Below are 21,296 nucleotides of genomic sequence, written 5' to 3' on the forward strand. Positions count from 1 at the left end.
TGCCGTTACTGGGAGGCCAGGGTGCCGCCGAGCACGACGTGCTCGCGGGAGCCCGGCTCCCACAGCGCGGCCGGCTCCGCAAGCGGGTCGCCTGTGAGCACAACGGCGTCACCGAACGCCCCGGGGGCGAGGCTTCCCGCGCGCGGTTCGCGCAGGATCGAAGCGTTGCCTGCGGTCATCGACGCAAGCGCTGCTGCGGGACCGAGCGCCGCGACCTGGAGCTCGACGCCGCACAACTGCTCGTCCTCCATATCGCCCATGAGGTCGGTGCCGAACCCAACGGTGATTCCTGCCTCGGACGCGAGTGCCGCCGCGTCTCGCCCGCGCGAGAGCACCTCGGCGTTCTTCGCGAGCGAGACCTCGTTGAGCCCAAGCGCGGGGCCCCGCCGTGCCATCGCATCGTACGTCGCGAGCGTCGGCACGAGTGCGGTGCCGCGCCTCGCCATCTCGGCGACGGTCTCGGCGTCGATGAGGTTCCCGTGCTCGATGCAGTCAACGCCATTCTCGATAGAGTGCAGCACTGACTCCGCTGAGTACGAGTGAGCCGTCACGTAGCTTCCTCGCCTGTGGGCCTCGTCGGCAACCGCGCGAAGCTCTTCGCCCGAGTACTGGGGCACGCGCACCGGGTCAGTGAGCGAGAACACACCGCCTGAGGTCATGACCTTGATCGCGTGAGCCCCCGTGCGCAGCCGCTCGCGAACGGCGACTCGCAGGTTGGTGACGCCGTCAACGACCTCGCACATGTGACCGTGGCCGAAGCACACGTCGACGTGCTGCGAGCGCGGGTCACCGTGACCGCCGGTCTGGCTCAGCGCCGGCCCCGTAAACAGGTAGCGTGGCGAAGGGAGCAGCCCGGCCTCCACTGCGCGCTGCAGTCCGATGTCGCCGCCGGCCACATCGCGAACCGTCGTGAATCCACGCGCAAGCGCTCCGCCCAGCCGGTTTCGTGCGTTGAGCGCCGCGTAGCTCAACGGGCCGCGCTCGTTCTCAAGCCCGTCCATGCTCAGCGCATAGGCGTGAAAGTGGGCATCGATAAGGCCCGGGATAACCCACCGCCCAGCCCCGTCGATGACCTGCGCTTCCGGTGTCGCGCGGTCAGCCACGACGCCGTTTGTCATGATGAGGTCTTGCGCCTCAAACCCCCGCTCTACGCCCTGCCAGACGCGGGCACCCGTGATCACCAATGATCCCTGCTGCAACATCTCTCCTACCTTTCTGTGATGATCCTCATCCGCCCGCGGCCGCGGGTGAATGCACTGAGGGCCCGCCACGAGTCGTAGCGGGCCCTCAGACACTGCGTTAGCTCAGCGCTGCGCGGCGCTCGGCAGTCGCCGATACGTCGACGGTAAGCTCGTCGGTGAGCACGAGCATGTAGTCGCGCGCGGCCGCCTCAGCCGAGACGAAACCGTTGCGCAGGTCGCGCTCGATCGCCGCGAAGTCGCGCTCGAGCGGATCACCGTATCCACCACCGCCGCCGGTCGCGTTCACGAGCACCTCGCCGGCCTCGAGGAGGTTGTAGCTGCCGCCCTTCCACTCCTCGCGCTCGGTGCCCGGGTTCAAGATCACGGCGTTCGGCGTTCCCTCGTTGCCACCCGCAACGCTCCACGGGTTCGTCTGGGTCTTGTAGACGAGCATGATGCCCGTGCCCGGCGCTGTGTAGCGGTACGAGCGCGAGATACCGACGCCACCTCGGTGCTTGCCAGCGCCGCCGCTGTCCTGGCGATACCCGTAGTGCTCGAGGAAGAGCGGGGTCCGCATCTCGAAGACCTCGACCGGCGTATTCCGGCAGCCGGGCTCCGAGAGATGCATGATCCCGTCCTCGCCGTCGTGCGTCGCGGTGCCACCGAAGCCGACCGCCTCATTGCTGCCGTCCTGCCACAGCTCACCGGTTCGCGGGTTCGTACCGAGCCCGATGAACGCGCACACGTCACCGCCCGACGACGCAGGGATTCGGTCTGGCATACCCTGCGCAAGCGCCTTCAGGATGACCTCACCCGCAAGGATGCCCGTCCACAGCGTAAAGGTCGGCATCGGCGGCACGGCGTGCACCACAGAGCCTTCCTCGGTGACGACGCGCATCGGGGCGAAGTTACCCGCGACAACGGGCGAGTCCGGCGTCGTGATCGACTTGAAGATGAGACATGAGGCTGCCTCGGTGAGCCCGAGGGGCACATTCACCGGCCCCTTCACGTTCTTCGCGCTGCCGGTCCAGTCGATGACCATCTCTTCGTCGGTGATCGTCACGGTGCACTGCAGCTTCACGAGCTGGCCGACATCCACGCCATCTTCGTCGACGTAGTCAACCGCGGTCCAGGTGCCCTTCGGCAGCTTCTCGAGCGCGAGACGCGAGAGCTTCTCGCCGTGCTCGTTGATCGCGCGCATCGCCTCCGTGAGGGTGTTAGCGCCGTACTTTTCAGCGAGCTCCTGGGTGCGCTTGACACCGGTGAAGCACGCCGAAACCTGCGACTGAATGTCGCCGACGGTGTGCCGCGGGCGGCGGCTGTTGAACTTGATGATGTTGAAGACATCCTCGTTGCGCACCCCGCGGCGGTACAGCTTCGAGGCCGGGAGCATGAGCCCCTCCTGCGCGAGGTCGGTCGAGTCCATCACATAGCCAGGGTCCTTCTGGTTCAGGTCGGTGACGTGGACGCGGCAGGTCGCGAAGCCGATCAGCTCGTCTTCGAAGTGAATCGGCGCGAACACCAGGGGGTCGAGCGCGTGGGCGCTCGACCAGTACGGGTAGTTGATGATGAAGACGTCACCCGGCTCCATCGCATCCTTGCCGAGGAAGTTGATCGCGTGCTTCACTCCCGCGTCGTTACCCCGGGTAAAGACCGCGACGCCGGGGGTATCGGCGACAACGTCGCCGTTGGCGTCGTGGAGCCCAATGCCGTAGTCGTGCACCTCGTACACCACGGTGTTGTAGGCCGTGCGGCAGAGGTTGCGTGCGATCTCTTCAGCCGCGGCGAGCAGGCCGTGCCGAATGATCTCAGTCGTGATTGCGTCTACCATGTCAGGCGCCCTTCTCCGAGTGCTGGATACGAATGTTGAGCTCGCCGTACTCCCCGACCACGAGGCGGTCGCCCGCGTGCAGCACGGTGGTTGCGGTGTGCTCTGTGATGACTGCCGGGCCGTCGACGACGTCGCCGGAAAGCAGCGCCTCTCGCGCAACGAGTGCGTACTCTGCGGCCTCGTCGCCCGGGAGCACGACGGAGCGGATGCCGCCCGGGTAGCTCTCACCCGAGGCGCGCGCCGGGAGCTTCGGGAGCGCCGGCTTGTCGACCACGCCGACCGCGACGAGACGGAGTGTTGTGACCTCAATCGGGTCGTCCATGACGTGCCCGTACTGGCGTTCGTGAAGCTCGTTAAACTGCGCCGCGATCTCGGCGCGGGGGTCGCCGATCCTGTCAGGCAACTCGACGGAGACGGCGTGCTCTTGGCCGAGGTATCGCACGTTTACGGAGCGGTGGAACACCCGTGCGTCGGGAGCAAAGCCCTCGTCCGCGAGCATGCCTGCCGCCTCTTCTTCCATGTCAGCGAAGAGCGCTTCGGCGCGAGCGGGGTCGAGCGAGTCGAGCGGCTCGACGCAGGTGCGCGACAGGTTGTGCTGCACATCTGCCATGAGCATGCCGAGCGCGGAGAACGCGCCCTGTCCCGGCGGCACGATGACCTCGGGGATACCAAGCTCGCGGGCCACGTCGACCGCGACGAGCCCACCGCCACCACCGAATGAGAGCAGCGAGAAGTCTTTCGGGTCGTGGCCCAGCTCGATCGAGATCGCGCGCACAGCACCCATGATCTTCGTGTTCGAGATGCGGATCATGCCACGCGCAAGCTCGGTCACGCTGATGCCCATCGCCTCGGCGATCGGGGTGAGGGCCGCGAGCGACTTCTCACGGTCGAGCGTGAGCTCGCCGCCGAGTGGAGTGTCGGTTCCCAGGTAGCCGACAGCGAGCGCGGCATCAGTAAACGTTGGCTCGGTGCCGCCGCGGCCATAGGCCGCGGGCCCGGGCATCGCACCCGCGCTCTTCGGGCCGACCTGAAGCCCGCCAGCCTCATCGAGGTATCCGAGTGAGCCACCACCCGCGCCGATCGTGTGGATGTAGAGCGACGGTGTGTTGATGGGTAGGCTCTCGAACTCAGCGCCGTGGTACAGCACGGGCTCGCCGTCGAGCACGAGCGAGGCGTCAAGGCTGGTACCACCCATGTCGATCGTGATGAGGTTCGGCCTGTCGATGAGCTTTGAGAAGCCCGCCGCGCCGACGACTCCGCCCGCCGGGCCAGAAAGGATGAGGTTCACGGGCTGTTCGCGCGCCGTCGATGCCGTCATGGCACCGCCGCCGGAGCGCGACATCAGGAACTTGCCGTCGAAACCGCGATCAGCGAGCTCGCCCTCGAGCGTGCGGAGGTAGTTGTGCATGATCGGCTTGATGTAGGCGTCGAGCACCGCGGTGCTGGTGCGCTCGTACTCGCGGTACTCGCGCGACAGTTCGTGCGAGATTGTGACCTGCACGCCGGGCGCCTCTTCGGCGAGAATCTCGCGCATGCGCAGCTCGTGGGCCGGGTTCACGTAGGAGTGCAAGAAGGCAACCGCGACAGCCGCATAGCCGCGCCGCGCGATTTCGCGGGCGAGCTCGCGCGCCTCTGCCTCGTCGAGGGTGACCGCGACGCTGCCGTCAAACAGGCTTCTCTCGGTCACCTCGAAGGTATCGCAGCGCTCGAGCAGCGGTGCGGGCTTCCGGTAGCTGATGTCATACATGGGCACACGGTTGGTGCGACCGAGCAGATAGACGTCGCGGAAGCCGCGGGTCGCGATCGTCGCGATCCGCGCCCCGGTGCGCGTGAGCAGCGCGTTCAGTCCGAGCGTAGAACCGTGGTTGAACATCGCGACCTCGGAGAGGTTTGCCTCGGCCTTGTCGAACGCGGCGAGCACGCCCTCAGCCGGAGCGTGGGGCGTGGTCGGAACCTTCTCAAACCTGAGCTCGCCGGTTTCCGGGACGAGCTTGACGACGTCGGTAAAGGTTCCTCCAACGTCGATTGCAACGCGAACATTGTGCGTCATGCGGTGTACTCCTTTGTGAGTGTGAACGTTTCGGTACGGCTACGAGGCGCGCTCAACGCGGTGGTCGACGCGGAACAGGCGTCCGACCCCGATCTCAGCGCCTTCGAGCAGCTTCTGGAGCTCCGGGGCGGTGCGCGAGCGCTGCGGGTGGTCCAGCCACTCCTGATAGCCCTGCTCGTCGGGCCACTCCGCGCTCACGATGATCTCGCCCGACCCGTCTGCGGCGAGCGCAATGTCGGATGACAGCTGCCTCGTGAGGTCGAGAGATTCCTGCAGGATGAGCTCGCGGCGATAGAGCTCGAGAATGCGCTCTGCTTTCTCGGGCGTCGTGCGCAGCGTGAGTACGGAACGGAACATGTGCGGGGCTCCTCTTTGAGTGCGAAACGCGGGTGACTGCCCGCACGTGCGAGCGTACTTCCGCCGATTCGCCATCCCCTATGCACTTTGCACAGCGGCTGGAGCCATTCGTGTTGGAAGGGCTACCGTGGCAGCGATCGCAACAGGCTGGCGAGCAACATGTGCGTTGAAAGGACCGCGGCTGGGTCCCCGAGCGGCACGCCCAGGTCTTCAGCCCGCCTGATGCGCGTCTGAATCGTGTTGCGGTGCACGCCGAGAAGCTCGGCAGCACCCGACACCGAGCCGCGCGCGCCGAGATAGGTCACGACGGCCTCGACGATCTCGTGTGCGGCCGGATCGGCAATGAGGTCTGGGAAGAGTCTCCCTGCCAGCCGCCCGGCGAGCTCGGTGGGAACGAGGCGGTCGAGGAGCCGGGCCGGGATCTCGGAGAACTCGAGTACCTCGGCACCGATTGCTTCGGCCACTCCATTCACACCGCTCGGGCCGGCAATGCGCGCGGCGAGCCATGCCTCTCGCACGCCGTCAAGCAGCTCCCCGTGTCCCGCGCGCTCAGCTGAGGCACCGATGCTCGCGCCGAGCAGACGGACAGCTCCGAAGCCGCGCCGGATTTCCGCGACGCTATCGGGCCGGGCGCCCCGCTCCCCCGCGGGGACAAACGCGAGCCAACCGTCGGCGATAGCGATAAGCGGTACGTCGGGCAGCGCCTGCTGCCAAACCTGGTGCACCGCCGCCCCAGCGCTCTCTCGATCTGCGACGAGAATGCACACGCACCGGTAGCGGTCGGCCACAATGTGGTCTTCGCGCAGCACCAAGGCGAGCGCGGGCTCGTCGAGTTGCCCCGCAGCCGCTGACCCGATGAGTGACGCGATCGACATGACGGGTAGCGAGTCGAGGATCGCGGTGAGCCGCGACTCGTGCAGCAACGCCCGCAGCACCGGTGCAGCCGCTCGCAGTGTCTGCTCAGCGTAGTCGCGCGTGTGCCCGCCGGTGCCGATCAGCACGAGCTCGATGTCTGCGGTGCCATGAGAGACATCAACCGACAGCGTTTCAATCTCGCCGTCGTCGGCGCGTGTACCGTCGGAGGGCTGCGGTACCTCCTCACGGTCGACCGTGACCGCGCCCGAGACCCGCACCTGCACCTTGCTGCCACCGAACTCGCGGGAGATAAGTGATGCGAGCTCGCTCAGCGAAGCCGCCTGCGAGATGTGCTCCGAGAAGGCTTGAATGCGCGCGACAACGCCTGCCCGCGCGATCCCAAGCTGGATCGCGATGTCGAGGCCAAGCTGGGTAATGTCGCGCCGGCTCGTGAGCAGGGCGACATTGAGCCGCCTGGCGAGCTCGACCGTGGCGTCGGTGACGGCGTGATCGGGGGCGAGCACGGCGCACGCTCGCCGCTCCCATGCGTAGCGCAGCGCTGCCGACACCATCCACCCGCCCGTCGAGACGGCGTTGCTGAGGAGCACGACGGTATCGGGCCCCACCGCGGTGATCTCTTCGATGTCGCTGATGAGCGCAAGCTCCTGCACCCTGGTCGGCGCGTCCGGCTGAAAGCGCACGCTGATGTCGCTCGCGAGACGAGACTCGGTGAGGTCCTTCAACTCAACCGCGTAGCTGCCGCGCGACCCCCACCCCATCACTGCTGCACCCCCAGCGCCGCGAACGCGGTGGGGCCGGCGAGCTTCATACCCGCCGGCGAGTACCAGGCCGCGTCGGCCGTCATCACCAAAATGTCGATCGTGTTTCCCGCCCACAGATCTTCAAGGGTCGCCGGCGTGCCGTCACGGGCGTCGAGGATCGTGATGATGTCAGGGACGGCAGCGCGGACGACGCCGTCGACCATGAGCAAGAGCACCTCGTCTTGGATCTCGAGCTGCACGATTCTGCCGTTCGGTTCACCCACGAGCGTGACGCTCGACGGGCGCGCGGTCTGGCCGGGTTGCGTCGCGCTCGCCGTCCAGGCAACACCGCTCACGCGGGCGCGCACACGCAGCTTCATGCCGTCCATCCGGCCGAGCGCATCGTACTTCTCCCTGATCGAAGTGTCGGCGTTCAAGATTCCCCCGATCCGCAACAGTCTGGTCGTGCTCCCCTGGACCCCGGCCGCGGCGAGCGTCGCACCCGTCATGGGGTAGCTCGCCGTTGCCGCCCAGCCCCCATAGACCCCAGCGAGTGCGCGAAGCACCCTGTCGACGCGCACGGGTTCCTCCACCTGCACGACGGCGGCCTCACCCGTGGCGCCCGCGGCCGCGACGGGCCCGGCGGGGAGCCCCGCAACGGTGAAGACCGTTTGGCTCACGAGCGGGAACACGCGCCCCATCGGGTCGGCGTCGACGAGGGGTAGGCCTGCCTGCAGCGCGACGAGCGGCGGCACCATCGCGTTCACACCCGCGGCTGCGAGAGGCATGACGCCGACAACGGGGCGGCCGAGCTCGCGTTCGATGAGCTGCAGGCAGCGCACGAACTCATCGCCGACGGGGCGCAGCTCGGCCGGCGGAAGCCCGTTGCTCACGAACCCGACCGCAACAACAAGCCCCTCTGGGTCGAGTTCGGCCGGTTCACAAAGCATCGGCCGCGCGTCGGTCTCGGTGAACAGCGCGAGCAGCCTATCGGCCTGCTCGCGCGCCCAGTCGGGATCGATCATGCAGGCCGCGAACACCGACCCCGTATAGAGATCCTGAATCTCGCGCTCGTCCAGAGTCTTCATCGGGCGACCCCCGCGAGCGCCAGGCTCGGGGTCGGGCCGCCGACGCCACGCACGCGCACCGTGACGACGTTCGCATCCTGGTAGGAGGTGCCCACAACTCGAGAGTCGAGAATCCGAACCTGCGACGGGCGCGCACCGTACGAGACAAGCCGCGCACGCACTTTCGCCTCGGCGTTCGCGAGTGCCTGGTCCTTCTCCGCCGGGCTGTTGATGAGCACGGGCGATTCGAACCACTCGACGAGCTGCGAGCAGGCCGCGCCGAGCGCCCCGAGGTTGGGCGCAGACAGTTCGGCGCCGCCCGCACCGCCGATCTCAACGGCGCCGCCCGCGCCGACACACACCTCAAGCGGCTCGCCCATCCAATCGCCGATCGCGCTGTCAGCGAGCGGAGCCAGGTGCACGGTTCTGGTCGCGAGGAGTTCGCCGCTGTCGTCGCGGGAGCGGGCGACGACCGTCGGGGCACCGCTCACGACCTCACCGAACCGGTTGTCGCCGTCGCGACGGATCACCATACGGCCATCGTCGAGCCCCGCGAGCGCGGCGACGCCAACGAACTCGGCCGCGGCGCCGGCGTAGAGCGAGTGCACGGGTTTGAGTGAGAGCCCGGCGAGTGGCGTGGCCCCGCCGTCGTTCGTCATCACGAACAAGCGTGCGCCGGGCACCCGCTGGCTCACGACCGTCGCGAGCGCCGTCGCGATCGCGCCCGCGTGGGCGAGGTAGGAGGCATTCAGCACCCCGGTGCGCTCCCTGATTGAGAATGAGGTGTTGTGGAAGGAGTGGGAGTAGACGACGCTCGCGGGGTCGGCGTGCTCAAGCAGGATCCGGCCCGCCTCAAGTTCGTGTGCAGGGTTCACGGCTGCGCCGACGCTCGTGACGACGTAGCGCCCACCCGCGGGGAGCCGTTCGAGCTCGCGTCGGAGCCCGCGCTCGTCAAAAGCAACAAGCGCGTCGCCGGAGTTCGCGTGGCCGCCGGAAACGTGCACGACGTTCGCGAGACGTTTTGCGACGCTCTCCCCGCTGAACAGGTGGGCGTCATCCATCGGTGGCCTCGGCGCGATGCGCACGGCGGTGACATCGCGGTCCCCCTCTTCAGCGAAGAGCCCGCTCACGTCGAAGGTAATGGACACGGCGAGCCTGTCGGCCGCGCCCGCGCTCAGGCCGGCAAGGACGGCGTCGAGGGCCGTGTCGAACGCGGCACCGGGCGCCGTCTTTTCACAGCACTCCTCTCGGATGCCTGCGTCGGTGACGCTCACGCCGACGACGCGCTCGTTCGTAATGCGCACGCCAATCCGCATGACCCTCCTCTGCTTGGTAGAACACTACAACCCGCCAAGCGGGTCTGGGTGGGCGGGACGCACGGGCCCCGCCCACGGAACTAGCGTTTACGCAAGCGCTGGATGAGCAGGCTGTCGGCCGCGACAGCGATAAGAATCAGGGCTCCCGTCACCACCTGCTGATAGGTCGTGTCCCAGCCCATGAGGTTGAAGCCGTTCGCGATGACCGTGAGGATGAGGACGCCGACGGCGGTGCGCCACACGGCGCCCGCGCCGCCCATGATGCTCGTGCCGCCAATGACGACCGCGGCGATCGCTGTCAGTTCGAGGCCGGTTGCCATCGCGGGCTGCGCAGAGCCGGCGCGGGAGGCGAGCACCATACCCGCTGCTGCGCTGCACAGGCCACTGATCGCGAACACGGAGATGTGGATCAGCTCGGTGCGCACGCCGCTCAGCCGCGCCGCCTCGGGGTTCCCACCAACGGCGTAGATGCGCCGGCCGTAGGTGGTGCCCCAGAGTACGAGGCCGAACACCACGAGGCCGACGAGTAGCAGCACCGTCGCAGCGGAAATGCCGCCAAACAGCGACTTCGTCCACACCCGGAAGCCCTCGAGCTGCTCGCTGAGTGGCGCGACGATCGCTCCCGCAGTGAGCACGACCGCGAGACCGCGGTAGATGATGCTCATCGCCAGCGAGCCAATGAACGAGTGCACGCGAGTGGCAACGATCAGCGTGCCCGTCACCGCGCCGAGCGCTGCGCCGACGGCGAGCGCGAGCACAAAACCGACACCGACTCCGAACGTCTGGGTGAGGTACACCCCGATGATTGCGGAGAGCGCGAGGTTTGCGCTCGCGGAGAGGTCGAAGACACCGCTGATGATGCAGAGCGTCGCGCCGATCGCGATGAGCCCGATCACAACGGCCTGGTCGAACAGGTTCACAAGGTTCTGCTGCGTGAGGAAGGTGTCGGTTGATACTGACAGGAAGATGACGAGGACGAGCAGCCCGATAAGCACGCCATAGTCCTTGAAATCAATGCGGAAGCGCCGCCTCGGCGCTGCGGAATCAACCGCGATGGTCTCTGTCTTCATGATGCGTGAGTCTCCTAGTGGAATGCGGTCGCCATGACCACGTCGGGCGAAACAGACCGGTCGTACTCGGCGACGATGCGCCCCTGCCGCATCACCGCCAGCCGGTGGGAAATCGAGAGCACCTCTTCGAGCTCGGAACTCGCGACGACAACGGCGGTTCCGCGCTCGGCGAGTTCGAGGATGAGGTTGTGGATGTTGGCTTTCGCCGCGATGTCGACGCCGCGCGTCGGCTCGTCGATGAGGAACACCTCCGGCGGGTCGATGAGCCACTTCGCGAACAGCGCCTTCTGCTGGTTGCCACCCGAGAGAGCGCCGACGGGAACGTGGCGCACCTTGCCGCGAATGTCGACCCGCTCGACGGCGTCGTCGACGACGCGGTGCTCGGCCCCGAGCTGTACGAAGCCACCGATCTGGCGCCGCCGCAGGGAAGGGAGCGCGACGTTCTCGGCGGCCGAACGGCCAAGCACGAGGCCCTGGTCCTTGCGCGACTCGGGGACGAGCGCGAGGCCTCCCCGAATCGCGTGGCGCACCGAGTTTCGTCGCACGCGGCGCCCGTGTACCCAGACCTCGCCAGACGTCACTCGATCGCTGCCGAAGACTGCGTTGAGGGTCTCTGAACGCCCGCTTCCCATGAGCCCGACGAGGCCGAGTACCTCGCCCCGTCGGACCTCGAAGGAAATTTCGGAGATCGAGGCGTTGCTCAGTCCCGTGGCGGTGATCACGACCGGCGCATTTTCGGCAACGGGGCGCGGTGATCGGGCGAGCGCCTCGACCTGACGCCCAACCATGAGATGAACAAGCCCGTCCGAGTCGTAGCCAGCAGCGTCGTCGGTAATGATCTGGTTGCCGTCACGCAGCACCGTGATGCGGTCGGCGAGTCCGAGGATCTCCTCAAGGAAGTGCGACACGATAATGATGGTCGTGCCGTTCGCGGCGAGCCTGCGGATCACCGCGAGGAGGTTCTCGGTGTCCGCTTCGCCAAGCGCCGCCGTTGGCTCGTCGAAGCAAATCACCTTCGAGCCACGGGCGAGCGCTTTCAAGATCTCGACCTGCTGCGCCTGCCCGAGCGCGAGGCTCGAGACGGGGGCGTCGAGGTCAAGGTCGAACCCGCTCTCGGCGATGAGTCGTTCAAGCCTGGCGCGATCCTGCGCTGGCCTCACGATCCCCGCTGCGTTCGCCCACCTCCCCAGGTAGACGTTCTCAAGAACCGACCGGGCCGGCACGAGCGCGAGCTCTTGCGCGATCAGCGAGATCCCGTGGTCGATCGCGGCGCGCGGACTGCCGAGTTTCGCGGGGCGTTCGTCGAAGAGAACCGTTCCCGCGTCGGCCGAGATCGCCCCGCCGAGAATCTTCAGCAGCGTTGACTTTCCAGCGCCGTTCTCGCCGAGGAGCCCGTGGATCTCCCCGGGCTCGACGTTCAGCGTGATCCCACGCAGCACGGAGGTGCCGCCGTAGCTTTTCCCAACGTCCTCGAGCGTGATGCGCGGCGCGGAGTCGCCCGTCGCCGTGTGTCGCGAATCGGCGTTGTTCATCACCGACCACCTCCCTGTGTGTATGCGTGTGCGCGCCCCCGCGCGAAGAATCACCGATGCGGGTGAGCGTGTACCGCCCACCCGCATGAGCGCCTGTTACTCGTCGTAGCCGGAAACGAAATCGGCGTCGTTGAGCGCCTGCTCCGTACCGATACCCTCATTCGGCGCGAGCGAGGCCTCGTCGATCGCGGTCTCGACAGTCTCGCCCTTCGCGTGCTTGATCCCGAGGTCAGCCGCAACGCGGCCGTTCTCGACGACATCGAGCGCCCAAATGCCAAACCACTCACCGCTGCGGACCTTCTGCACGGCAGACTCGGGGCTCCCGTTACCAATGAACTTGACCTTTGAGTCAGCGCCAGCGACAAGCGCAGCGCCGGCGACCGCCTGCGTCGACCCGATCACGACATTGACATCGGGGTTCGCCTGCGTGATGTCCTGGAACGCCGCGCGCCCCTCATCCTGCGAGTAGCCACCGGTCACGGTCGGGAGGGCGGTGATGTCCGGGGTCTTCTTCAGGCCGGCGAGCACCGCCTGCGTGCGCGCGTTGTCGAGGGGGAGCGCGGGGTTGCCCTCCATGTAGGCGACCTTGCACATGTCACCGACCTCGGCGCACGCTTCGGTCGCCATCTGCGCGAGGGCTTCGCCGTTGCCGACCGGCGGGTCGACGATGCTGATCGCGCCCTCGACCTGGGGCTCGGTCGTGTCGAGTTGCGGGCCAACGGGGGTGAACTCGATCACAACGGTGATGCCCGCGTCGACGGCCTTCTGCAGCGGCTCCTGCACCGCAAGGTTGTCGTTCGCCTGGATGATGATGACGTCGTAGCGCTTCGAAGTCACGGAGTCATTGATCTGCTGCGCCTGCAGCTGACCGTCAAACTGGCCGTCGACGAAGGTCGCCTCGGCGCCCGCCTCCTTGGCGGTTTCCTCGACGCCCTTGTAGACGGCCTGCGCAAACGAGTTCGCGGCAGAGAAGCCGAAGAAGCCGACCTTCACGGCCTCTGAGTCGCTCGGTGCGGCGTCACCGCCGCCCGCAGCTGGCGAGCAGCCGACGAGGGCGAGTGAACCGAGAAGCCCGGCGGCGATGCCGAGCAGCATGTTCTTTTTCATGTGGGTGTCCTTTCGAAAGTGATTCAGGGTGAAGCGGTGTGGCGCGCTAGGCACTGGGGTTGCTTGGCACAGCGCCGTAGTACTCGGCTGCGTGCGCCTCCGAGATAAAGCCGTTCTCGATGTCGTAGCGCACCGCGGCCGGATCTCGCTCAGCGGGGTCGCCGAAGCCGCCACCGCCGCTCACGCTCAGGCGAATGACGTCGCCGCGGCTCACCGGGCGAGCGTTCGCCTTCAGCGCGTGTACCTCGCGGTCTGTGCCTGGGTTGATCGTGACCTCGGGTCCGGCGGCATCGCCGCCACCGAACAGCCCCCACGGAGGGGTCTGCGACCGCTCGAACCAGAGCCCGACAACGCAGTCCGTCAGAAATTCGTAGGTGCGGGTGACTCCGTTGCCGCCGCGCCATTTGCCCGGGGCGCCCGAATCCTGCCGGATCCGGTACTCGTTGATGCGGAACGGGTATTTCGTCTCGACCATCTCGATCGGGAGGTCTTGCAGCGAACCGTTCACGCTGTTGATGAGCGCTGACTCGCCGTCCGACCCCTGCCATGCGCCCCAACCGCCGAGCGTTGCCTCCATCGTCACCCAGTTGCGCGAGGTGCGCGGGTCGAAGCCCGCGGTCGTGATGATCATCGAGTCACCGTGGGAGGCCGCGACGACGCGGCCCGGGATCGCCGGGGCAAGCGCCTTCGCGACGAGGTCGATGAGCAGGCCGAGGTGCGAGAAGTACCACTGGCACGCCGCGGGCGCGACAGCGCCGAGCACCGACCCCTCACGTACCTGGGTCGTCATCGCGCGGAACGAGCCGCCGTTCGAGTTGCTGTCTGGGCTCACGAGCAACTTGTAGCCGACGCGCAGCGCCGAGACCGCCTGGGCGACGCCGCAGTTCACGGGGCCGCGCGTCTGGTCGGCGGACTCCGTCACATCGAAGTCAATTGTGCCGCCCTCGACAGTCACGCGAAGCTTGATCGGGATGGTGCGGTCGAGCTCGATTCCGTCGTTGTCGAGCACGCCCTCCGCCTCGTACACCCCGTCAGGGATTGCCTGCACGACCTCGCGCTCAAGCTCCTCCGTCTGCCGAAAGATCTCGTCGCGCGCCTGCTCAACGGTCTCCAGCCCGTAGCGTCCGACGAGCTCCTGCATGCGAATTGACCCCATGCGCAGGGCCGCGATCATCGCGTTCATGTCGCCGATGGTCTGGTATGGGAAGCGCACATTGGTTTTGATGAGGTCGACGACGTGGGTGTCGACGCCCCTCTCTTGCAGCCTGACGGGTCCCATTCGGAAGCCCTCTTGGAAGATGTCGACCGAGTCCATCGAGCCGCCAACGTCTTTGGACCCCATGTCCATCCAGTGGGCACGAGTCGCGGCGAAACCGACGAGGCCCGCGTCAACGAAGACTGGAGCGAAGATCGTGACGTCGTTCAGGTGGGTGCCGCCGAGGTAGGAGTCGTTCAAAATCCAGACGTCGCCCTCCTTCCAGACTTCCCTGCCGTACAGCTGTTCGACCGCAATCGAGCAGGTCTCGAGGTTTCCGAGGAAGAGCGGTAGGCCGGCCGACTGGCCGAGCACCTGGTGTTCAGTGTCGAGGAGCGCAACGACGCAGTCGCCGCCCTCGTAGAGAATCGGCGAATAGGCCGAGCGGATGAGCGTTGCGTTCATGTCGTTCGCTGCGCTCGTGAAAGCGTTGCGGATGATTTCGACGGTGACCGGATCGATCCGCGTCGCGGTGGATGTGTGCTGCATCTGTCAGTCCCCCTTTAGACCTCGAGGTTGCGGATTGTGAGGGCACCGTGCGGCTCCACGGTGACGGAAAAGCGGGGCGGCACGACGGTCGTCGCGGTCGCTTCTACGACGACCGCGGGGCCTTCGAAGGTATGTCCCGCCCCGAGCGCTGAGCGGTCGACGACGATCGTGTCCCACTCGCGCTGTTCGAAGACGACCCGGCGAATTTCGTGCGGAAACTCCTGCGTCGTCGCCTCGGCGATCTGCAGCGAGTCTGAGCTGTCGAGCTCCCCCGTCACGCGGGTGCGGAGCGTCACAACCTCAATCGGCGCTCCGAGATTCGCGTGGCCGTAACGCTCCTCGTACTGCGCGGCGAACCGTTCTCCGAGTCTGTCGATGAAGCCATCCTCAAGCGGCTCAGTCGCGGAGGTGAGCGGTACCGAAAGGAAGAACTCCTGCATCTGATACCGCACGTCGACCGAGTGCTCAGAGAAGCGGCGGTCAGCCGGGATCCCCTCGTCTGCCAGGCCCGCAAGGGCGTCCCGTTCGATCTCGCTCAGCACACGGCTCATGTCGGCGGTGTCAAGATCTTCGTCGAGGAAGAAGTAGGGCTCGGTGAAGTCCTTGCGCACGTTGCCCTGCAGCATGCCCCAGGCCGAGAAGGCGCCGGGGAAGCGGGGGACGATGGTCTCGGCGATACCGAGTTCTTTCGCGAGGAAGACTGCGTGCATCGGGCCTGCGCCGCCGAACGCGACGAGCGCGAAGTCACGTGGCTCTATGCCACGCGAGATGGTGATCGTGCGGATGGCCTGGGCCATTTGCGAGTTGGCGACGTCGCAGATGCCCTCGGCAATCTCAGTCACCCCGAGGCCGAGCGCGTCGCCGACAGTCGCGAGCGCCGTGCGCGACGCCTCGACGTCGAGCGCCATCTGGCCTCCCGCAAAGTTGCCAGCATCGACTCGGCCGAGCACGAGGTTCGCGTCGGTGACCGTCGGTTCGGTGCCCCCTCGGCCGTAGCAGGCGGGCCCCGGCGTCGCGCCGGCCGAGCGCGGGCCAACCCGCAGCCCGCCGGCCTCGATCCAGGCCACGGAGCCGCCGCCCGCGCCGATCGTGTGAATGTTCACGACGCTCATGAGCAGCGGCAGCCCCTCGAGCTCCGCCTCCGTAGAGACGTCGGGTTCGCCGTTGACGACGAGCGAGACGTCGAAGGAGGTGCCGCCCATGTCGACCCCGATGAGGTTCTTCGTCGCGAGCACGTCGGTGAGCTTCTCGCCGCCAATTGCGCCGCCAACCGGCCCCGAGAGCAGCGTCTGCAGCGGCCGCTCGCGCGCCGACTTCGCGGTGAGAATGCCGCCCGAGGACTGCATGATGTGAAGCGGCACATCAACGCCGCGCTCTGCGAGCTCGTCCTCGAGGTCGATGAGGTAGTCACGCACGACGGGGCCGGTGTAGGCCTCGACGACGGCTGAGGAGGTGCGCTCGTACTCGCGCCACTCCTTTGCCGACTCATGCGACAGCGACACCGTGAAGTCTTCACCGAGCTCCTCGCGAATGATGTCGCGCGTACGCAACTCGTGCGCGGGGTTCTTGTAGCTGAAGAGGTAAGCCACGGCGATCGCGCCGTGCCCCTCGGCGCGGGCCCGGCGAGCGGCAGCCCGCACGGCGTCCTCGTCGAGCGGGGTCAGTTCTGCCCCGTCGTACTCAAGACGGCCGGGGATACCGATGACGTCCTTGCGCTCGATAAGTGGCTCTGGCTTCCGGTACTGCGCATTGTACAGTTCCTGCCGCGGCCCTCGGGCAATGTGGTACGAGTCTTCGACCCCGTCGGTCGCGAGTAGCAGCACCGGCACCCCGCGACGTTCGAGGAATGCGTTGAGGCCCTGCGTCGTGCCGTGCACCACGAACTCGATCTCTGACAGGTCGGAGACGAGCGCGCCAAGGCCGTCAATAACGCCGCGGCTGAGTTCCCCCGGCGTGGTCGACGCTTTCGTCGCGTGATATTCCTTGGTCGACTCGTTGTAGGCCACGATGTCCGTGAACGTGCCACCGATATCCATCGAAACGCGAAACTTGCTCAAGACGCCTCCCTTGGCTCCATTGCTGTTGGTATGGCGAGAGTACGAAACAGCCCAGTCGAGCGGGAGTGCATTTGTGCCCCTTGGGGAGCACTGGATTGTGCATTGTGCAACTTGGGGGTCGCTCGGCAGCGACGTACGGTGGGCGGCATGACACAGCAGCCCAGTTTCGGCACCTACAGTTCAGCCCGCGTTGCCAGCGGGATCGTCTTCACCTCGGGCAAGGTCGGACTCACCGATGACGGTGTACGCCCGGAGGCATTCGCTGACGAAGTCCGCGCCGCGATCGCCGACCTTGAGCGCACGCTCGTCGAGCACGGGGCGAGCCTCGCCTCACTCGTGCAGGTGCAGTGCATCCTCAGCGACATGGCGAACTTCGACGAATTCAACGCCGTCTATACCGAGTGCATCCCAGCGCCCGTGCCCCCACGGTTTACGCACGGCGGCGCACTCGTACAGAATTTCCGCTTCGAGATCGTCGGCATTGCCGAGGTCGAGAGCGCGTAGCGATACGGCAAGAGGCGGCCGCGTTGGTGAGTGAGGGAACCCTCGAGCGGGCCGACGTCGTTCCTGACCCGGGATCTCGCAGCGGCTCGCGCGCCATGCCTCGAACCTCAACAGTCCGCTCTAGCTGGCTTTCGCCACTAGTTGCGTCGCCCTACTAGCGAACCACACGGCCGCCCTGCACAACCGCGAGCCGCGCTGCGGGCTCCGAGAGGGCCGCCACGAGTTCGAGCGGGTTCTCCGAGAGCAGCAGCGCGTCGCCGTAGCTGCCGGGAACGAGCGATCCGGCACGTGCGTCCCCGATGAGCGCGGCGTTGACCTCGGTGAGCGAGCGAATCGTCTCCACGGGCCCGGCCGCCTCCGCTTGGAGCTTCACACCCCTGAGCTGGTCGTCTTCAAGGTCACCCATGAGGTCGCTGCCGAATCCGACCTGGACGCCTGCGGCGAGCGCGAGCTGCACCGCTTCCTGCCCCTTTGAGAGCACCTCGGAGTTCTTGGCGAGCGAGATCTCGTTCAGACCGATCTCGGCTCCGCGGCGATCCATCGCGTCGTACGCGGCGAGCGTCGGAACGAGGAACGCGTCCGCCGCGGCCATCGCCTCCGCAGTTGTCGCGTCGATGAGGTTGCCATGTTCGATCGACCGCACGCCGTTCTCGATCGAGTGCATTACCGCCTCAGAGGAGTAGGCGTGGGCCGCCACATAGCTGCCCCGGCGGGCGGCCTCCTCGGTGACTGCGCGCACCTCTTCGGGCGAGTACTGCGGGATGCGGAGCGGGTCGGCGAGCGAGAACACCCCGCCCGACGTCATGATCTTGATCGCGTGGGCACCGGTCCGCAGACGGTTACGTACCGCGAGGCGGAGGGCATCGACGCCGTCGACGACCTCGCACATGTGGCCGTGAGAGAAGCAGATGTCGACGTGCTCCGCGCGGGGATCGCCGTGCCCGCCGGTTTGGCTCAGAGCCGGCCCCGTAAAGAGGTAGCGGGGCGAGTCAAAGAGTGACGCATCGATGGCACGGGCGAGACCGATGTCGCCGCCCGCGACGTCTCGCACCGTCGTGAAGCCCCGCCTCAGGGCCTTCTCGAGCCTGCGGGTGCCGTTGATGGCTGCGTAGCTCAGCGGGCCACGCTCGTTCTCGAGCCCATCCATACTGGTCGCGTAGGCGTGGAAGTGCGCGTCGATGAGCCCGGGAAGCAGCCAGCCGCCGCTCGCGTCGAGCTGTTCGGCGCCGTCCACCGGCGCATCGACGACGACGCCGTCGGCGATATGCACGTCGCGCGGAGTGAAGCCTTCGCCATTCCATACCTGCGCGCCAAGAATCGAAAGCGATTGCGTCTTCACCCGAGCTCCCTCCGCCAAGCAACCAACGCTGCGTGGTCTATGAATCTATCCGTTGCGAGCATTCTGCCACCACCGCGCACGGTATCGGACCACAGGGCGGCACGCCGCGCCGCCGTGACCCTGCAACTTTCTCTACGGTTTGACGTAGTTGGGGTCGCTGAACTACGTCAAACCGTAGAGAAAGTTGGGTTGGGGGGCGGCGGGGTCAAGCCCGGGGGGGGGTCGTAACCTCAGGCTTGGGGTTGGTGCGGGCAGCCAGCCGCAGCCACAACCAGTCGCCAGCCAGCCACCACCGCAACCGCAGCCTCAGCCGCCACCGCCACCGCCACCACCACCGCAGCCGCAGCCGCAACGCAGTTCGCTCACACCACCTTCTTGCGTTCCCCGCCGAACCTGGGTAACCTGTGCAATGTCACACACTACGTGCGGCCCAAGAACTCCCACCCACCTCCGAAAGGAACATCTCAATGGCTGAGAAGAAGCCCTGGCACGGCGTCATCGTTGCGTCTGCCCTCCCGTTCAAGGACGACCTCTCGGTCGACTACGACAAGTTCGCTGAGCACGTGCAGTTCCTCGCAGACAACGGCTGCGACGGCATCGCCCCCAACGGCTCGCTCGGCGAGTACCAGAACCTCACGCCCGAGGAGCGCGCGAAGGTCGTCGAGGTCGCCGTGGACGCCGCGCCCGAGGGCTTCTCGGTGATGGCAGGCGTCGGCGCATACGGTGCGATGGAGTCGCTCCGCTGGGCTGAGCAGGCCGCAAGCGTCGGCGCCGACTGCGTCATGCTGCTCCCGCCGAACACCTTCCGCGCCGGCCGCGAGGCCGTCAAGCACCACTACGCGACCGTCGCGCAGGCTGGGCTCCCGATCGTCGGCTACAACAACCCGATCGATACGAAGGTCGACCTCGTGCCTGACCTCATCGCCGAGATCCACGAGGCTGGCCACATGGTCGGCGTCAAGGAGTTCACCGGCGACCCCCGCCGCATCTACGAGATCCAGGAGCTCGCTCCGAGCATCGACATCCTCATCGGCACCGACGACTCGGTGCTCGAGGTGGGCATCGCCGGCGCCGTCGGCTGGGTTGCCGGCTACCCGAACGCGATTCCGCAGGCCACCGTCGAGCTCTTCAAGCTCTCGACGTCGGGCAACGTCGCCGACCTCGAGCGCGCGAAGGTGATCTACCGCGATCTGCACTCGCTGCTGCGCTGGGACACCAAGACTGAGTTCGTCGAGTCGATCAAGCTGTCGATGGACGAGCTCGGGCTCTACGGTGGCCCCTGCCGCCCGCCGCGCCTCCCGCTCGCCAAGGAGGTCGCCGACAAGATCATCGCCGACACCCGCGCTGCGGCGGCGAAGGGCTACGGCAAGTAGCAAATCGAAGTACCCTCGGGGTGGATCGTGCGGCGACAGCGCGGCACGATCCATTCCCGTCTTCGGGATGACCCCGAACCGGCAGATCCAACGAAGCATCCACGCAGGCTCGCCGAGCCGCACTCCCCAGAAAGGCCGCCGATGCGCACCTCCCGCGTCTACCACGCAGTCGATTCGCACACCGAGGGCATGCCCACCCGAGTCATCACGGGAGGGGCACCAGTCTTTCCGGGCAACTCAATGGCTGAACGCCGCACCTGGTTCATGGAGAACAACGACGAGCTCCGACAGCTGCTCATGTTCGAGCCGCGCGGCCACGCCTCGATGAGCGGCGCGATCCTGCAGCCCCCGACCCGGCCGGACTGCGACTGGGGCGTACTGTACATCGAGGTCTCGGGCTGCCTGCCGATGTGCGGACACGGCACGATCGGCGTTGCGACGGTACTTGTGGAGACCGGCATGGTCGAGGTCACTGAGCCCGTCACCACGATCCGGCTCGACACCCCCGCTGGGCTCGTCGTCGCCGAGGTCGCCGTCACGGACGGCCACGCCGACAGCGTCACCATCACGAACGTCCCCTCGTACTCGGAGCGCCTCGACGCGACCGTCGAGGTCCCTGGCCTCGGAACCGTCACCTACGACCTCGCGTTCGGCGGGAACTTCTACGCGATCGTCGAGCTCGAGAAGCTCGGCATCGAGTTCCGTGAGGATCGGTCAAACAAGGACGAGCTCTTGCAGGCCGGCCTCGCGATCATGGACGCGATCAACGATGCCGACGCGCCCGTGCACCCGGAGCGCCCCGACATCCGCGATTGCCACCACGTCTACCTGCAGGCCCCCGGCTCGACGGCCGAGCACTCGCGCCACGCGATGGCGATCTACCCGGGCTGGTTCGACCGTTCGCCCTGCGGCACCGGTACGAGCGCCCGCATGGCGCAGCTGCACGCGCGCGGTGAGCTTCCCCTCAACACTGACTTCCTCAATGACTCGTACATCGGCTCGCGCTTCGTCGGCCGACTCGTCGAGGAGACGACCGTTGCCGGCCGGCCCGCGGTGATCCCGAAGATCACCGGCCGCGCCTGGGTGACCGGCACGGCGCAATACATGCTTGACCCAACCGACCCATTCCAGAAGGGATTCCTGCTGTGACAG

General features: G+C 66.9%; 16 protein-coding genes. 3 read left to right on the forward strand and 13 right to left on the reverse strand.

Annotation, left to right across the window (positions count from 1 at the left end):
- Positions 1-5: 5 nt before the first annotated feature.
- The 12 genes from BJ960_RS14890 to BJ960_RS14945 form a co-directional block, all read right to left on the reverse strand.
- Entirely contained in the window at positions 6-1,202 is a 1,197-nt protein-coding gene (locus BJ960_RS14890; RefSeq protein WP_185987855.1) for a metal-dependent hydrolase family protein, read from the reverse strand.
- 97 nt (positions 1,203-1,299) lie between these two features.
- Positions 1,300-3,012: a hydantoinase B/oxoprolinase family protein gene (locus tag BJ960_RS14895; RefSeq protein ID WP_185987856.1), complete on the reverse strand. Its 1,713-nt coding sequence runs from the start codon at positions 3,010-3,012 to the stop codon at positions 1,300-1,302.
- A 1-nt stretch (position 3,013) separates the two neighbouring features.
- Positions 3,014-5,062: a hydantoinase/oxoprolinase family protein gene (locus BJ960_RS14900; RefSeq protein WP_185987857.1), complete on the reverse strand. Its 2,049-nt coding sequence runs from the start codon at positions 5,060-5,062 to the stop codon at positions 3,014-3,016.
- 39 nt (positions 5,063-5,101) lie between these two features.
- Entirely contained in the window at positions 5,102-5,419 is a 318-nt protein-coding gene (locus tag BJ960_RS14905) for an antibiotic biosynthesis monooxygenase family protein (RefSeq protein ID WP_185987858.1), read from the reverse strand.
- Between the two features lie 122 nt (positions 5,420-5,541).
- A complete protein-coding gene (locus BJ960_RS14910; protein WP_202229106.1) occupies positions 5,542-7,017 on the reverse strand; it encodes a helix-turn-helix domain-containing protein in 1,476 nt (491 codons plus the stop codon).
- 35 nt (positions 7,018-7,052) lie between these two features.
- Entirely contained in the window at positions 7,053-8,123 is a 1,071-nt protein-coding gene (locus BJ960_RS14915; RefSeq protein ID WP_185987860.1) for a DUF917 domain-containing protein, read from the reverse strand.
- Positions 8,120-9,418 carry a hydantoinase/oxoprolinase family protein gene (locus BJ960_RS14920; RefSeq protein WP_185987861.1) on the reverse strand — a complete coding sequence of 433 codons (1,299 nt, stop codon included), beginning with the start codon at positions 9,416-9,418 and terminating at the stop codon, positions 8,120-8,122. Before BJ960_RS14920 ends, BJ960_RS14915 begins: the two co-directional genes overlap by 4 nt.
- An 80-nt stretch (positions 9,419-9,498) precedes the next feature.
- On the reverse strand, positions 9,499-10,488 hold the full coding sequence (locus tag BJ960_RS14925) for an ABC transporter permease (protein ID WP_185987862.1): 990 nt from the start codon (positions 10,486-10,488) through the stop codon (positions 9,499-9,501).
- A 14-nt stretch (positions 10,489-10,502) separates the two neighbouring features.
- The gene (locus tag BJ960_RS14930) at positions 10,503-12,020 is read right to left on the reverse strand and encodes a sugar ABC transporter ATP-binding protein (RefSeq protein WP_185987863.1); all 1,518 of its coding nucleotides are present in this window, start codon (positions 12,018-12,020) and stop codon (positions 10,503-10,505) included.
- Positions 12,021-12,116: 96 nt separating this feature from the next.
- Positions 12,117-13,127, reverse strand: coding sequence for a sugar ABC transporter substrate-binding protein (locus BJ960_RS14935; protein WP_237463431.1), 1,011 nt, complete (start codon positions 13,125-13,127; stop codon positions 12,117-12,119).
- Positions 13,128-13,173: 46 nt separating this feature from the next.
- Entirely contained in the window at positions 13,174-14,871 is a 1,698-nt protein-coding gene (locus BJ960_RS14940) for a hydantoinase B/oxoprolinase family protein (RefSeq protein WP_185987864.1), read from the reverse strand.
- Positions 14,872-14,885: 14 nt separating this feature from the next.
- Positions 14,886-16,928 carry a hydantoinase/oxoprolinase family protein gene (locus BJ960_RS14945; protein ID WP_237463430.1) on the reverse strand — a complete coding sequence of 681 codons (2,043 nt, stop codon included), beginning with the start codon at positions 16,926-16,928 and terminating at the stop codon, positions 14,886-14,888.
- A gap of 147 nt (positions 16,929-17,075) precedes the next feature.
- Between BJ960_RS14945 and BJ960_RS14950 the strand changes: the two genes are divergently transcribed.
- The gene (locus BJ960_RS14950; protein WP_185987865.1) at positions 17,076-17,432 is read left to right on the forward strand and encodes a RidA family protein; all 357 of its coding nucleotides are present in this window, start codon (positions 17,076-17,078) and stop codon (positions 17,430-17,432) included.
- A gap of 154 nt (positions 17,433-17,586) precedes the next feature.
- Here BJ960_RS14950 and BJ960_RS14955 read toward each other — a convergent pair whose 3' ends face one another.
- Positions 17,587-18,771, reverse strand: coding sequence for a metal-dependent hydrolase family protein (locus tag BJ960_RS14955; protein WP_185987866.1), 1,185 nt, complete (start codon positions 18,769-18,771; stop codon positions 17,587-17,589).
- A 467-nt stretch (positions 18,772-19,238) separates the two neighbouring features.
- Here BJ960_RS14955 and BJ960_RS14960 point away from each other — a divergent pair, with 467 nt between their 5' ends.
- Entirely contained in the window at positions 19,239-20,144 is a 906-nt protein-coding gene (locus BJ960_RS14960) for a dihydrodipicolinate synthase family protein (protein ID WP_121076448.1), read from the forward strand.
- Positions 20,145-20,285: 141 nt separating this feature from the next.
- Positions 20,286-21,293 carry a proline racemase family protein gene (locus tag BJ960_RS14965; RefSeq protein ID WP_185987867.1) on the forward strand — a complete coding sequence of 336 codons (1,008 nt, stop codon included), beginning with the start codon at positions 20,286-20,288 and terminating at the stop codon, positions 21,291-21,293.
- Positions 21,294-21,296 lie beyond the last annotated feature (3 nt).

The organism is Leucobacter aridicollis, assembly GCF_013409595.1.
Classification (GTDB): Bacteria; Actinomycetota; Actinomycetes; order Actinomycetales; family Microbacteriaceae; genus Leucobacter; species Leucobacter aridicollis.